At 71.2% G+C, this 14178-nt stretch carries 18 protein-coding genes; 16 read left to right on the plus strand and 2 right to left on the minus strand.

Going from position 1 to position 14178, the window contains the following annotated elements; genetic code table 11:
* From Q0741_RS13450 to Q0741_RS13475, 6 genes are all read left to right on the plus strand, one after another.
* Positions 1 to 485 (plus strand): SRPBCC family protein (locus Q0741_RS13450; RefSeq protein WP_298233715.1); only part of this gene is annotated, 485 nt, incomplete at its 5' end.
* 66 nt (positions 486 to 551) lie between these two features.
* Positions 552 to 1412, plus strand: a complete 861-nt coding sequence (locus tag Q0741_RS13455; protein ID WP_298233716.1) for an NAD(P)H-binding protein — start codon at positions 552 to 554, stop codon at positions 1410 to 1412.
* Between the two features lie 123 nt (positions 1413 to 1535).
* Positions 1536 to 2306, plus strand: coding sequence for an AfsA-related hotdog domain-containing protein (locus Q0741_RS13460; RefSeq protein ID WP_298233717.1), 771 nt, complete (start codon positions 1536 to 1538; stop codon positions 2304 to 2306).
* Positions 2307 to 2653: 347 nt separating this feature from the next.
* Positions 2654 to 4345, plus strand: a complete 1692-nt coding sequence (locus Q0741_RS13465; protein WP_298233718.1) for an FAD-dependent monooxygenase — start codon at positions 2654 to 2656, stop codon at positions 4343 to 4345.
* Between the two features lie 3 nt (positions 4346 to 4348).
* Positions 4349 to 5062 (plus strand): HAD family phosphatase, encoded by a 714-nt coding sequence (locus Q0741_RS13470; protein WP_298233719.1) that lies wholly within the window; start codon positions 4349 to 4351, stop codon positions 5060 to 5062.
* Positions 5059 to 6033, plus strand: coding sequence for a DMT family transporter (locus Q0741_RS13475; RefSeq protein WP_298233720.1), 975 nt, complete (start codon positions 5059 to 5061; stop codon positions 6031 to 6033). The genes Q0741_RS13470 and Q0741_RS13475 overlap by 4 nt, the downstream gene beginning before the upstream one ends.
* Positions 6034 to 6049: 16 nt before the next feature.
* On the opposite strand, the gene dmeF is transcribed toward Q0741_RS13475, so the two are convergent.
* Complete coding sequence (gene dmeF, locus Q0741_RS13480) at positions 6050 to 7102, minus strand: CDF family Co(II)/Ni(II) efflux transporter DmeF (RefSeq protein ID WP_298233721.1); 1053 nt, start codon at positions 7100 to 7102, stop codon at positions 6050 to 6052.
* 168 nt (positions 7103 to 7270) lie between these two features.
* Entirely contained in the window at positions 7271 to 7771 is a 501-nt protein-coding gene (locus Q0741_RS13485; protein WP_298233722.1) for a DUF411 domain-containing protein, read from the minus strand.
* 217 nt (positions 7772 to 7988) lie between these two features.
* On the opposite strand from Q0741_RS13485, the gene argB reads away from it, so the two are divergent.
* From argB to Q0741_RS13535, 10 genes are all read left to right on the plus strand, one after another.
* Entirely contained in the window at positions 7989 to 8900 is a 912-nt protein-coding gene (argB, locus tag Q0741_RS13490; RefSeq protein WP_298233723.1) for an acetylglutamate kinase, read from the plus strand.
* Positions 8900 to 9592 (plus strand): pyrimidine 5'-nucleotidase, encoded by a 693-nt coding sequence (locus tag Q0741_RS13495; protein WP_298233724.1) that lies wholly within the window; start codon positions 8900 to 8902, stop codon positions 9590 to 9592. The genes argB and Q0741_RS13495 overlap by 1 nt, the downstream gene beginning before the upstream one ends.
* Positions 9593 to 9758: 166 nt before the next feature.
* Positions 9759 to 10400, plus strand: a complete 642-nt coding sequence (slmA, locus tag Q0741_RS13500) for a nucleoid occlusion factor SlmA (protein WP_298233725.1) — start codon at positions 9759 to 9761, stop codon at positions 10398 to 10400.
* 19 nt (positions 10401 to 10419) lie between these two features.
* Positions 10420 to 11076, plus strand: coding sequence for a ligase-associated DNA damage response endonuclease PdeM (gene pdeM, locus Q0741_RS13505; protein WP_298233726.1), 657 nt, complete (start codon positions 10420 to 10422; stop codon positions 11074 to 11076).
* Between the two features lie 89 nt (positions 11077 to 11165).
* A complete protein-coding gene (locus Q0741_RS13510) occupies positions 11166 to 12098 on the plus strand; it encodes an ATP-binding protein (RefSeq protein WP_298233727.1) in 933 nt (310 codons plus the stop codon).
* A complete protein-coding gene (locus tag Q0741_RS13515; RefSeq protein WP_298233728.1) occupies positions 12091 to 12567 on the plus strand; it encodes an NUDIX domain-containing protein in 477 nt (158 codons plus the stop codon). Before Q0741_RS13510 ends, Q0741_RS13515 begins: the two co-directional genes overlap by 8 nt.
* Positions 12568 to 12580: 13 nt before the next feature.
* Positions 12581 to 12976 (plus strand): phosphoribosyl-AMP cyclohydrolase, encoded by a 396-nt coding sequence (hisI, locus tag Q0741_RS13520; RefSeq protein ID WP_298233729.1) that lies wholly within the window; start codon positions 12581 to 12583, stop codon positions 12974 to 12976.
* Complete coding sequence (locus Q0741_RS13525) at positions 12973 to 13323, plus strand: phosphoribosyl-ATP diphosphatase (protein ID WP_298233730.1); 351 nt, start codon at positions 12973 to 12975, stop codon at positions 13321 to 13323. The genes hisI and Q0741_RS13525 overlap by 4 nt, the downstream gene beginning before the upstream one ends.
* Before the next feature lie 27 nt (positions 13324 to 13350).
* The gene (locus Q0741_RS13530; protein WP_298233731.1) at positions 13351 to 13749 is read left to right on the plus strand and encodes a hypothetical protein; all 399 of its coding nucleotides are present in this window, start codon (positions 13351 to 13353) and stop codon (positions 13747 to 13749) included.
* 22 nt (positions 13750 to 13771) lie between these two features.
* The gene (locus Q0741_RS13535) at positions 13772 to 14119 is read left to right on the plus strand and encodes a histidine triad nucleotide-binding protein (RefSeq protein ID WP_298233732.1); all 348 of its coding nucleotides are present in this window, start codon (positions 13772 to 13774) and stop codon (positions 14117 to 14119) included.
* The last annotated feature ends 59 nt before the right edge of the window (positions 14120 to 14178 follow it).

Here is a 14178-nt window from a genome sequence, read left to right on the forward strand (position 1 = left end):
CCGTGGCCGCGGCGGTGGCGCTGGCCGCGCTGGGCGCGCCGGCGGCGCACGCGGCCGAGGCGCCGCAGGTGCGCGTGGAGCACACCTTTGCCCTCGGCGCCGATGCGGTGTGGGCGCGCCTGGGGCGCTTCTGCAGCATCGCCGAGTGGCAGTCGCTGGTGGCGGGCTGCGTGGTGGACGAGCGCCGCGACGGCCTCTACCGCACGGTGGTGATGCGCAACGACACGGCCTACGTCGAGCGGCTGGAGCGCTTCTCGCACGAGGAGCGGCGGCTGGCCTACTCGATCCTCAGCGGCCCGCTGCCGGTGCGGCGCTACGTCTCGGAGCTGCAGGTCCTGCCCGTGGATGCCCGGCATTCGCGGCTGGTGTGGCAGGCCTGGTACGAGGTGCCCGCCGGCACCGAGGCCCCCGCCGTGGCGCGCGACCTCTCGGCCCTGTTCGGCAACGGTATCCAGGGCATGGAACGCCTGCTGGCCGCCGACTGAACCCGCTTTTCCTGCCCGGGAGGGCGGCAGGCCCTTCCGCCTTTTTCCTCACCTGAAGAGGTTTCCATGATCGTTGTCACCGGAGCATCCGGAAACGTGGGCACGCACGTCGTGTCACAGCTCGCCGCCGCAGGCTTTCCCGTGCGGGCGCTCAGCCGCAAGCCCGCCGCGGCGCCCTCCCTGCGCGGCGTCGAATGGGTCGAAGCCGACTTCGAGCAGCCCGAGAGCCTGGCGCGCGCGCTGCAGGGCGCCACGCGGGTGGTGCTGATCTCGCCGGCGCATCCGCGCATGCGCCAGCACCAGGTGGCGGTGGTCGATGCCGCGGTGGCCGCCGGCGCCCGGCGCATCGCCAAGCTCTCCGGGCTGGGCGCGGGCCCGCAGGCGCCGATCCGGCTGCCGCAGGAGCATTACGCGATCGAGCAGCACATCGAGCGCAGCGGCCTGGCCCACAGCTTCGTGCGGCCCAACCTGTTCATGCAGGTGCTGCTGGGCAGCGCCGACAGCATCGCCGGCGACGGCGTGATCTACGCCCCGGCCGGGGAGGGCGCCATCTCCTTCATCGACGCCCGCGACGTGGCGGCGGTGCTGGTGCACGAGGTGCTGCGCGACGACGTGGCGCCCTCGGTGCGCGAGATCACCGGCCCCGAGGCGCTCACCTACGCGCAGGCGGCCGAGACCATTGGCGGCGCGCTGCGCAAGGCGGTGCGCTTCGTGAGCGTCGAGCCCGCCGCCGCCCGCGACGGGATGCTGTCCTCCGGCATGGACCCGTGGCTGGTGGAGGCCTTCCTGGAGCTGTTCGAGATCTACCGCGCCGGCCATGGCGCCGCGGTGCTCGCCGCGGCCGTGGAGTCGGCGCTGGGCCGCCCGGCGCTGACGCTGGCGCGCTTCGCCGCCGATCACGCGCACGCTTTCCAGCGCGCGGCCTGACCCAGTGGCAGCGGCGGCGGCACCGCCGCCGTGGCTGCTTTTCCCGGGCGCCTGCGCCATCTCCTTCCCCAGGCGCCCACGCAGAAGAAACCAGGCAGTCCGTACGTCCAGAGAGGAAACACGATGGAAAAAGTCCGCTCCATGCTCGTCGTCGGGGACCGTTTCTCGCAGTTTGGTGCCCTGGATGGCGCCGTCACGGTGTCGCGCATTGCCGCGATGCTCGATGGCCAAGCGCCCGCCTCCGAGATCCCCGAACGGCTGCTGATCGGCCAGGGCGTGTCGGAGTGCTGGCGTGCCTACCTGCGCAACCGCGCCGAGGCGCGCGGGCTGCAGCTGGAACTCGTCGATGCCCCGGGCACGGGGCTGCGCACGGGGCGGCACTTCGCCCACAAGCACCGCCGGCACAACATCCTGATCACGGACCCGAGCCAGGTCGGGGTGCAGCGCTACCACTGCCACCTGGTCGTGGACGACGAGTGCGAGGTGATGTCGGACCACACCACCGGCTGCCACCTGCAGGGAATGCTGCTGATCGAGGCCGCGCGCCAGAGCTTCCTGGCCGTCACCGAGTGGTTCCTGCTGGATGCCAAGCAGAAGTACTACTTCGTGATCAACCGGCTGGACGTCAGCTACCACCGCTTCGCCTTCCCGGTGGGCACGGAGATCGACATCGCGCTGCGCGACGTGGACCACAGCCGCGCCGACCGCGTCGCGGCCGAGGCGACCATCCGCTTCCTGCAGCACGGCGAGTGCGTGGCCGAGGTGCAGGTGGCCTACACCGCCATCCAGGAAGGCCGCCTCCTGCAGCGCGAGGAGCAGATGGCGCAGGCCGTGCTGCTGCAGAGCTTGGCCACGGTGAAGGACGGCGCCGCGCGCGCGGTGCAGGCGTCCTGATGCCTGGTACGGATCCCATGAGGTGTTCAAACCTGTATTCCGTTCGCCCTGAGGTATCGAAGGGTGAACGGCCCCGGCTGCGCGGTAGGCCGCAGGGCCCGTTCGTACTTCGATGCGACCGCAGGGCGCACCCTGCCCTGAGGTATCGAAGGGTCGGCACGAACGGGCTTTCAGGGCTCGAGAACCAAGTGGGCGCTGTCTGAGGCGCTGCTGCAGCAGCCCTTTTCGTTTCCCCCCATCCATCGCCGCAAGGGCGGGCGCGCGTGCGCCCCGTCCTGCCGCGCCCGTGTGCGCGGTGCCCGCCGGGCCGCGGCGCGAAGCACGCGCAAGCCCAAGGAGAGATCCCGATGAAACAGTCCCAGGTGCCCGTCCTCATCGTCGGCGGCGGCCCGGTCGGCATGGCCGTCGGCGCCATGCTGCGCCGCCATGGCGTCAAGTCGCGCATCGTCGAGAGGAGCGACGGCCCGACGCCGTATTCCAAGGCGGTGGGCGTGCATGCCAACACGCTGGAGTCGATGCACGCGCTGGGGCTGAGCGAGCAGCTCGTCTCCGACGGCCGGCCGCTGCACCGCTTCCGGCTGCAGGAGGAGGGCCGCGCCATCATGTCCGCAGGCTTCAGCGGCATCGGCTCGCCCTATGAATTCGTGCTGGGGCTGCCGCAGAGCCGTACCGAGCGGCGGCTGCTGGAGCGGTTGCAGGCGCAGGGCGGGGACGTGGAGTGGCGCACCGAGCTGGTGTCGCTGCGGGACACGGCCGAGGCGGCGCAAGCCGTGGTGCGGCATGCCGACGGCAGCGAGGAGACCATCCACAGCCGCTGGGTGGTGGGCGCCGACGGTGGGCGCAGCACGGTGCGCGAGCTCAGCGGCATCGCCTTCCCCGGCGGCGACTACGGGCGCGCCTTCATCCTGGGCGACGTGCGCCTGGACTGGGACGGCCCCAAGGAGGATCTGCAGTTCTTCCTCTCGCCCAACGGCTACCTGCTGGTGGTGCCGATGCCCGAGGGGCTGCACCGGGTCATTGCCCAGACCGAGCGGCGCTATGAGGACTTCCAGACCGAGGACCGGCCGGTGGCGACCCTGGAGGAATTGCAGGCCATCGTGGACCGCAACGGGCCGGGCGGCATCTGCGTCCATTCCCCGCAGTGGCTGACCTGCGCGCCCTTCTATCACCGCTGCGCCGAAACCCCGGTCAAGGGCCGCGTGCTCCTGGCCGGCGACGCCTTCCACCTCTACAGCCCGCTGGGCGCGCAGGGGCTCAACACCGGCTTCCAGGACGCCTTCAACCTGGCCTGGAAGCTGGCCTTCATCGAGCAGGGCTGGGCCGGCCCGGAGCTGCTGCAGACCTACGCGGACGAGCGGCTGGAGCTGGTGCAGCGCGTGGGCGCCATGACGGCACGCACCACGCGCTACATCACCGCCACCGACCCGGTGGAGCGCCAGCTGCGGCAGGAGCTCACCCGCCAGCTCAACGACACGCCCAAGGTGCAGCAGGTGCTGCCGCGGCTGCTGGCGGGGCTGCTGCAGTCCTACGGGGAGCACGCGCGCCTGTCGGCGCCCAGCGACGCGGGGCTGCCGGCGGCGGGCGGGCGCATTCCGCACGCCTGGGTGCCGGACGCCGGCGGCTACCGCCCGCTGGCGAGCCTGGTGCACGGCGTGTCCTACACGTTGCTGCTGCTGAAGTCGGTGGGGGACGAGTCGGCGTTGCGGACGCTGGCGCCGGCGGAGGTGGCGGCGCTGCGGGCGGAATTTCCGTTCCTGCAGATCGTGCTGGTGGCGCGCGAGGCCGGCGCCCTGGGCGAGCAACTGCCGCCGGGCGTGCGCCTGGTGGAGGACCGGCTGGGCGAGGTGGGCCTGCGCCTGGGCAGCCAGAGCCTGCCCGGCGGCGTGGCCAGCGTGCTGGTGCGCCCGGACGGCTACTGCGCGCAGGCCGTGCGCGGCTGGGACCTGTCGCAGGTGGCGCGCTACTTCCGCGAGCGCGGCCTGGGCGCCGCGGCCGGCAGCGCGCGCACGCCCGTGGCGGCCGTGCCGGCGGAGGGCTGAGCCATGGGGCGGGCCGCCTTTTTCGACGTGGACAACACGCTGCTGGACGCCAAGTCGATGTTCTCCTTCCAGCGCTTCTACCTCGACGAGTGGCTGCCGCGGCACGGCGGCGCCGAGGGCAGCACTCAGAGCTATGCGGCCTTCGCCCGTGACTTCGAGGCGCTGGCGCAGCGCCTGGAGCGCCCGATGCTGAACCGGCTTTTCTACGAGGGCTACGCCGGGCATTCGCGGCGCGGGCTGATGGAGGCGGCGCGGGCCTGGTTCGCGCAGCTGCTGGCGCAGCGCGGCGAGGGCTTGTGGATCCGCCCGGCGCTGGCGCTGGCCGAGGAACTGCGCGCCGACGGTTTTCAGCTGGTGGCCGTGTCGGGCTCCAGCCGCGAGATCCTGGCGCCGGTGATGGAGCGGCTGCGCTTCGGCCACTGCCTGGCGACCGAGCTGGAGGCCGAGGGCGACCGGCTGAGCGGACGCATCGTGCCGCCGCAGATGATCGGCGAGGGCAAGGCCGTGGCGCTGCGGCGCTGGGCGGACGCGCACGGCATCGAGCTGGCGCGTTGCGTCGCCTGCGGCGACCACATCTCCGACCTGCCGATGCTGGCGTGCGTGGGGCGCGCGCTGGTGGTGGCGGGCGATCCGGCGCTGGAGCGCGAGGCGGCCCTCCGCGGCTGGCCGGTGCTGCGGGCCGACTCCGTGACCGATTCCCTGGGAGTGCACGCATGAGCGAATCGCTGACCCAGGCCGTGCCCGCGGCCGTAACGGCGGCGCCGGCCGGCGAGGAGGCGCGCAAGCGCTGGACGGGGTTGCTGGCGCTGCTGCTGGCGACCTCGGCGTGGGGCGGGCTGTTCCACGCCGGCAAGCAGGTGCTGACGCGGCTGGACCCGTTCTGGTTCACGGCGTTGCGCTACGGCGGCGCGGCGCTGCTGCTGGCCGCCCTGCTGCTGGCGCGTGGCGCACTGCGGCCGGGGGAACTGCGGGCGCAGGCCGGGCGGCTGTTCGGGCTGGGGCTGCTGGGCTACGGGGCCTTCGGCATCCTGGTGTTCATCGGGCTGTCGATGTCGGTGCCCTCGCACGGGGCAGTGATCATGGCGACGATGCCGCTGAGCACGCTGTTCATGCGCTGGGCCATCGACGGGCAGCGCCCCCAGTGGTGGGCCTGGATCGCGGCGAGCCTGGCGCTGGGCGGCGTGAGCCTGGTGGCCGGGGTGTGGAGCGCGCCGGGCGCGGGGAGCGGCGGCAGCACGCTGGCGGGCGATTCCATCGCGCTGCTGGGCACGCTGGGCTGGATCCTGTACACGCGCGGGCAGGCGAAGGTGCCGCAGCTCTCGGTGCTGGAGTACACGGCCTACACGGCGCTGCTGGCCTTCCCGGGGCTGCTGGCGATCGCGGCGCTCGCCTCAGGACTGGGCTGGGCACACCGGCCGAGCGTGGAGGCCGTGCGGGAAGTGGCGCCGGCCGCGCTCTACATCATCGCCATCGGCACGGTGCTGGCGGCGCTGGCCTACAACCTGGGCGTGCGGCTGCTGGGCGTGACGACCGGGGTCCTGTTCATCAACTGGGTGCCGGTATCGGCGCTGGTGATTGGCGCTGTGCTGGGGCATGTGCCCAGCGCGTCCGAATTGATCGGCACGGGGCTCGTGATTGCGGCGCTGGTGTTGGTGGCGGGGAGGATGAGGGCGGCGGGCAAGGGGTGAGGACTTATTGCCGTCGTCACGCCCCGGGCCGGTTTCCCAATCCACACCCCCGGCACCGATGCACCTCCACCGTCACGTGCCGCAGCGACTGCAGGTGCTCCAGGCGGTGCCGGTACTGCGCCGGCGCCAGCGGCTCGTCGGCCACGACGGAGGCCACCACCGACCACGCGTCCGGCCCCACCTGCCACACGTGCAGGTCGGCCAGCTTCGCGTCGCCGTCGCTTTCGATCGCATGGCGCACCTGGGTGCGCAGCTCGGTGGAGGCGGTGGCGTCCACCAGGGCGTGGGCGGAGACCTTCAGCACGCCCATGGCCCAGCGCGTGATGACGATAGCGCCCAGCACCGCCACCAGCGGGTCCAGCCAGCGCCAGCCGTAGAGCAGGCCGCCGCCCAGCGCGGCAATCGCCAGCACCGAGGTCAGCGCGTCGGCGATCACGTGCAGGTAGGCGGCGTTGAAGTTGTGGTCGTGGTGGTGGTGGCCGTGGCCGTGCCCATGCGCGTGGCTGTGGCCGTGGTGGTGCCCGTGGGAATGGGCATGGCCATGGTTGTGGTGCTCGTCGTGGTCGTCGTCATGGCCGTGGTGCTCGTGCGCCGCGCCGCTCGAGGCGCCGCGGTGCAGCAGCCAGGCGCTGCCCACGTTCACGACCAGGCCGATCACCGCGATCACCATCGCCTCGCCATAGGCGATGGGGTGCGGGTCGAGCAGCACGCGCACGGCGTCGATCACCAGCCAGGCCGAGACGGCCAGCAGCATCAGGCCGCTGGTGTAGGCGGCCAGCACTTCGATCTTCCAGCCGCCGAAGGCGTAGCGCTCGTTGCGGTGCGCGCGCTGCGCCAGCCGCGCCGCCAGCAGCGCGCCGCCCAGCGCCAGCGCGTGCGTGCCCATGTGCGCGCCGTCGGCCAGCAGGGCGAGCGATCCGCTCCAGGCCCCGGCCAGGAGCTCCACCACCATGGTGAGCAGGGTCAGGATCGTGACGGTGCGCAGCGCGCGGGAGCGGCCCTCGGCACCAGCGTCCTGCCAGTCGTGGCTGTGGTGGAAAGGGGTGAGGTCGTGGACGTGTTGCTGCATCCCCCGATCGTAGAGAGAGGGCATGACCGCGCCGGAACAGGCGGCATGTGAAAGGCCAGTCCCGGCGGGCTGCCGCACAGCCAAGGCCGTTCATCCTTCGATACCTCAGGACGAACGGAATACGGGGTTCGAAACCTTGTGAACCCGTGTGAGTCGTTGGGCGGTGGCTCAGGCGTTGTGCGTGGCCCAGACGCGGCTGGCGCCGTCGCGCTGCACCAGCAGCACGTCGAAGCGGTCGCGCCGGCCGCCGTAGGCCGGGCCGTCCATGCCGGGCGAGCCCACCACCATGCCCGGCACCACCAGGCCCAGCGCGGCCGGGCGCTCGCGCAGCAGGCGGCGCACGTCGGCGGCAGGCACGTGGCCCTCCAGCACGTAGCCCTCCACCAGCGCGGTGTGGCAGGAGCCGTACTGGGCATCCAGGCCCAGCTTGCCGCGCTGCGCGGCGGTGTCCTGCACTTCGAAGACCTGCAGCTGGAAGCCGGCGGATTCCATGTGTGCCACCCAGTCCTTGCAACAGCCGCAGGTGGGCGACTTCCACATCTGCACCCGGGTCGTGGCGGCCGGGGAGGCGGCGCGCACCCTGGGCGCGGCACAGGCCGCCAGGACGAACAGGCCCGTGGCCTGCAGCAGGCGGCGGCGGTCGGTGAGGGACGATTGAGCAGTCTTCATGCGAGGCAGTGTGGGCGCCGCCGGGGCGGCAGCGCTTGACGGACATCAAGCGTTTCGGGCGCTGGGCGCGGAGCTTGCCGCAGTGCGGCAGGCGTATCGCGAAGCCGCGTCAAGACCTCGCGCGGAGGCTTGAACATCCCCACCTACAATGCGCGCCGCCTGACGCCGCCCCGGCGCCTCCTGCCGGACTTTCCGGCCCCTCCAGCACCGTACTCCCATGAGCACTCCCGACCCGAGCATCCCCGACCTGTCGCATGTGGCCCCGCGCGAGAAGGCCGAAATCCTGGCCCAGGCGCTGCCCTACATCCGCCAGTTCCACGGCAAGACCATCGTCATCAAGTACGGCGGCAACGCCATGACGGATCCGGCGCTGCAGCAGGACTTCGCCGAGGACGTGGTGCTGTTGAAACTGGTCGGCCTGAATCCCGTGGTGGTGCACGGCGGCGGTCCGCAGATCGACGAGGCCCTGACGCGCGTGGGCAAGAAGGGCCAGTTCATCCAGGGCATGCGCGTGACCGACGAGGAGACGATGGAAGTCGTCGAGTGGGTGCTCGCCGGCCAGGTGCAGCAGGACATCGTGGGCCTGATCAACGCCGCCGGCGGCAAGGCCGTGGGCCTCACGGGCCGCGACGGCGGCATGGTCCGCGCGCGCAAGCTCAAGATGGTCGATCGCGACGACCCCGAGAAGCTGCACGACATGGGCCAGGTGGGCGAGATCGAGAGCATCGACCCCAGCGTGGTCAAGGCGCTGCAGGACGACCAGTTCATCCCCGTCATCAGCCCCATCGGCTTCGGCAAGGACAACGAGTCCTACAACATCAACGCCGACCTGGTGGCCGGCAAGCTCGCCGAGGTGCTGCGCGCCGAGAAGCTCGTCCTGCTGACCAACATCAAGGGCGTGCTGGACAAGGAGGGCAACCTGCTGACCGACCTCACGGCCAAGCGCATCGACGAGCTCTTCGCCGACGGCACCATCTCCGGCGGCATGCTGCCCAAGATCGCCTCGGCTTTGGACGCGGCCAAGAACGGCGTCAACGCCGTGCACATCATCGACGGCCGCGTGCCGCACGCCATGCTGCTGGAGATCCTGACCGACCAGGCCTACGGCACCATGATCCGCTCGCACTGATGTCGGACGCGTCGAGCGGCCCGGCCCGGCGCCCCGCGGTGCGGGCCTGGCTGTTCGACCTGGACAACACGCTGCACGACGCCTCCAGCGCCGTCTTCGGCGTGCTCAGCCCGGCGATGACGGACTACATCGCGCAGGAACTGGCACTGGAGCCCGCGGAGGCCGACGCGCTGCGCCGGCGCTACTGGCAGCGCTATGGCGCCACGCTGCTGGGGCTGATCCGCCACCACGGCATCGAGCCCGCGCACTTCCTGCACCAGACGCACCTGCTGCCCGGGCTGGAGGAGCGGCTGCGCTGCCACGCGCACGACGTGGCGGCACTGCGCCGGCTCCCGGGGCGCAAGTACATCCTGACCAACGCGCCGCGCGCCTACGCGCTGCGGGTGCTGCGGCGGCTGGGCTTCCTGGACGTGTTCGACGGCGTGTTCTCCATCGAGGACATGCGCGTCTTCGGCCACTGGCGGCCCAAGCCGGACCCCCGGATGCTGCAGCGCATCTGCGTGCGGCTGCGCCTGGCGCCGCGCCAGTGCGCGCTGGTGGAGGACACGCTGGAGCACCAGAAGGGCGCGCGGCGCATCGGCATGCGCACCGTGTGGATGCAGCGCTGGGCGCACCGCGCGGGGCTGTGCTGCTCGGCCCGGCCGCCCTACGTGGATCGGCGGGTGCGGCGCTTGGCTGCCCTGTGCCGCTAAGCGGGCAGAGGGGTTTTCGTCACACGGAAGCATTTCCGAGGAAACTGCCGTAATACGCGATCGGCTTGGCGGCAATCCGCCGTTCCGATGGGCCGCGAAGCAGACCACTGGCGGCAAAGCGTCGCAAGAATCCCGTAGTTATTACTACCAACCAAGGGGGCGTTCCATGTCCGACCTGAGTGCAGCCGCCGGAGAGCCCGACGTCATTCCTCTGAACCTGACGGCGCGGCGCCGCTTGAGGCCTGGTGAGCGGCGCACCCAGATCCTGCAGGCGCTGGCCGCCATGCTGGAGCAGCCTGGCAGCGAGCGCGTCACCACCGCGGCGTTGGCGGCGCGGCTGGATATCAGCGAGGCGGCGCTGTACCGGCACTTCGTGAGCAAGGCGCAGATGCTGGAGGCGCTGATCGACTTCATCGAGACCAGCGTTTTCACGTCGCTGAACCAGATTGCCGAGCGCGAGACGCCCGGCGCGGCGCAGGCGCAGCGCTCGCTGGCGGCGCTGCTGCAGTTCGCCGAGCACAACCCCGGCATGGCGCGGCTGATGGCCGGCGACGGGCTGGCGCACGAGGACGAGCGGCTCAACACGCGCATGAACGCTTTCTTCGACCGGCTGGAGAGCCACCTGCGCCAGTGCCTGCGCCAGGCGGCGCAGGCCTCGGGCTCCGAATCCCCCACGGTGGACGCGCAGGTGCAGGCCTCCGTGCTGTGCGCCTTCGCGCTGGGGCGGCTGCAGCGCTTCACGCGCTCGGGCTTCAACCGTCCGCCCACCGAGCACCTGGACGCCGTGCTGGCCCTGGTGCTGCGCTGAAGGCGGCACCATCGCCGCCATGAATGGCGGCGAAACCTGGATCGAACGCGGCGGCGAGCGGTTGCAGCTCCTGGCCGAGCGCGCGCTGTGGTGGCCGGCGCGGCAGGCGCTGCTGGTGGCGGACGCGCATTTCGGCAAGGCCGCGAGTTTCAGGCGGCTCGGCGTGCCGGTGCCGCAGGGCACCACGGGGCGCAATCTCGACGTCCTCTCCGGGCTGATCGAGCGCCACGGCGCCCGGCGGCTGCTGGTGCTGGGCGACTTACTGCATTCGGCGCACGCCCACGACGCGCCGGACACCCTGGCGGCACTCGCGGCCTGGCGCGCGGCGCGGGTGGACCTGCGGATCGTGCTGGTGCGCGGCAACCACGACGACCGCGCCGGCGACCCGCCGGCGGCGCTGGGCATCGAGGTGGTGGACGAACCGCTGCGACTGGCCGGGCTGGCGCTGTGCCACCACCCGCGGGCGCTGCCCGGCGCCTACGTGCTGGCGGGGCACCTGCACCCCTGCATCACCATCGGGCGCGGCTTCGATCGGCTGCGCCTGCCTTGCTTCCACTTCGGGCCGGCGGTAGGTGTGCTGCCGGCCTTCGGCGCCTTCACCGGCATGCATCCGGTGCGTCCGGGCCGTGCGGACGAGGTGTACGTGGTGGCGGGCGAGGTGGTGCGGCGGGTGTAGCGGGCTGCGTCCGACCTCGGCGGAGGGCGGTACGGGGCTGGCTACACTGCGCAGCTTTTCGCATAACCCCCCGGTTCGTCCTGCCTGCCATGCCTGATTTCGATTCCCTGATCGCGCGCGCCGAGGCGCTGTTGAGCCGTCTGGAGGCGGTGTTGCCGCAGCCGATGGCCGCGCCGGACTGGGGCGCCTCGGTGGCGTTCCGCTACCGCCGCCGCCGCGGTGCCGGCGTGCTGGAGCCGGTGCGGCACGTGGCGGGCATCCGCCTGTCGGACCTCAAGGAGGTCGAGCCGCAGAAGGACAAGCTGCTGCGCAACACGGCGCAGTTCGTGGCCGGCAAGCCCGCCAACAACGCGCTGCTCACCGGCGCGCGCGGCACGGGTAAGAGCTCGCTGGTGAAGGCCTGCCTCAACGAGCTCTCGCCGCAGGGACTGCGGCTGATCGAGGTGGACAAGGCCGACATGGTCGATCTGCCCGACTTGGTGGAGCTGGTCGCGGAGCGTCCGGAGCGCTTCATCGTGTTCTGCGACGACCTGAGCTTCGACGAGGGCGAGCCGGGCTACAAGGCGCTGAAGTCGATCCTGGACGGCTCCGTGGCGCAGGCCAGCGACAACGTGCTGATCTACGCCACCAGCAACCGCCGGCACCTGCTGCCCGAGTACATGAAGGAGAACCTCAGCTACACGCACACCGCCGACGGCGAGGTGCATCCAGGCGAGGTGGTGGAGGAGAAGATCTCGCTGTCCGAACGCTTCGGGCTGTGGGTGAGCTTCTACCCCTTCAGCCAGGGCGAATACCTGGCGATCGTGGCGCAGTGGTTGCGCAACCTGGGCGTGCCGGAGGAGCAGATCGTGCCGGCCCAGAAGGCCTCGCTGGTGTGGGCGCTGGAGCGCGGTTCGCGCTCGGGGCGCGTGGCCTACCAGTTCGCGCGCGACTGGGCCGGGCGCGCGCACGGGGGCGACCTGGCGCCGCCGCCGGCGGTGGCCGACGACGAGGAGCCGCCGCAGGGGCTGGACCATGTCTGAGGCGCGGCGCATCACGCAGCTTCCGGACGGCTGCACGCCGGTGGAGGTGGCGGTGGGCGTGCTGATCGAGCGCGACGGCGAGGGCAACGAAGGGCGCTTCCTGCTCACCAGCCGGCCCGAGGGGAAGGTCTACGCCGGGCACTGGGAGTTCCCGGGCGGCAAGCTCGAAGCCGGCGAGAGCGTCGAGGAAGCGCTGCGGCGGGAACTGCACGAGGAGCTGGGGATCGACATCGATGTCGCCAGCGTGCGGCGCTGGCACGTGGAGATGTTCGACTACCCGCACGCGCTGGTGCGGCTGCACTTCTGCAAGGTCTACGACTGGACGGGCGAGTTCCAGATGCGCGAGGCGCAGCAGATGGCCTGGCAGACGCTGCCGGTGCAGGTTCGGCCGGTGCTGCCAGGCACCATTCCCGTGCTGCAGTGGTTCGCGCAGGAGCGCGGGCACGCCGGGACCACCCATATCGACTGAGTACACTGAAACGATGGATTGGCTGGATGAAGTGAAGTGGGACCGCGACGGTCTCGTGCCCGCGATCGCGCAGGAAGCGTCCAGCGGCGACGTGCTGATGTTCGCGTGGATGAACCGCGAGTCGCTGGCGCTGACGCTGCAGCGCGGCGAGGCGGTGTACTGGAGCCGCTCGCGCCAGCGGCTGTGGCACAAGGGCGAAGAATCGGGCCACGTGCAGCAGGTGCACGAGATCCGGCTCGACTGCGACGCCGACGTGGTACTGCTGAAGGTGACGCAGCGCGGGCACGAGCCCGGCATCGCGTGCCACACCGGGCGCCATTCCTGCTTCTACCGCCGGCTGGACCGGGACAGCGGCGCCTGGAGCGCCGTGGACCCGGTGCTCAAGGATCCGGAGAGCATCTACAAATGAGCGAAGAACGAGTGCAACTGGGCGACGCGGTGCTGGCGCGGCTGGCCGAGGTGATCGAGTCGCGGCTGCCGGCCAACGGCGGCGACCCGGCCAAGAGCTACGTCGCCAAGCTCTCGGCCAAGGGCCTGGACGCGGTGCTGAAGAAGGTGGGCGAGGAGGCGGTCGAGGTCGTGATGGCGGCCAAGGACGGCGCCCGCGACAAGGTCGTCTACGAGGTGGCGGACCTGTGGTTCCACAGCCTGGTGGCGCTGGCGCAGTTCGGCCTGCGCCCGTCCGACGTGCTGGCCGAGCTGGCGCGGCGCGAGGGGCTGTCGGGGCTGGAGGAGTTTGCCCAGCGCAAGGGCTGAGGCCCGCAACCCCCGAGAGGATCCGCCATGGCCCTGCCACCGGTGCTGCCGCCCGACAACGTGCCCGACTGGGAGCGCGACCAGCATCTGCGCACCATCGGCCACATCAGCTACGCGCTGCACGCCATCGTGGCCGTGGGCGCGGTGCTGCCGGCCTTCCAGCCCAGCGTGCTGCTGCTGGTGGCGGCCTTCATCCTGGACCTGGTGAAGAAGGACGACGCGCAGGGCAGCTGGCAGCAGTCGCACTTCTCCTGGCGCATCCGCAGCGTGCTGTGGGCCGCCGGGCTGTACCTGGTGACGGCGCCGCTGTGGCTGCTGTTCTTCATTCCCGGGTGGATTGCCTGGGGCGTGATTTCCATCTGGTTCATCTATCGCGTGGTGCGCGGCTGGCTCGCCCTCAACGAGCGCCGGCCCATGCCCGAATAACGAACACCCTCTGCCCATCACCATGAGCACCGACCCGAACTGCATCTTCTGCAAGATCGCCGCTGGCCAGATCCCGTCGCGCAAGGCGTACGAGGACGAGGAGATCCTGGCCTTCCACGACATCGCCCCCTGGGCGCCGGTGCACGTGCTGCTGATCCCCAAGCTGCACATTCCTTCCATGGTCGAGGTCGGGCCGGAGCACGCACCGCTGCTGGGCAAGATGATGGCGCTGGGACCCAGGCTCATGCGCGAGCTGGGTGTGACCAACGGCTTCCGCACCATCGTCAACACCGGCGCCGACGGCGGGCAGGAGGTGGGGCACCTGCACATCCATTTCATCGGGGGTCCGCGGCCGTGGAAAAAGGGCTGAACTTCAGCTTATTCCACGAGACAGACAAACCAAGCCCGGACGGGGAAAGCTGTCATACG

It is taken from the genome of uncultured Azohydromonas sp. (assembly GCF_937926365.1).
In the GTDB taxonomy this organism is placed as follows: domain Bacteria; phylum Pseudomonadota; class Gammaproteobacteria; order Burkholderiales; family Burkholderiaceae_C; genus Azohydromonas.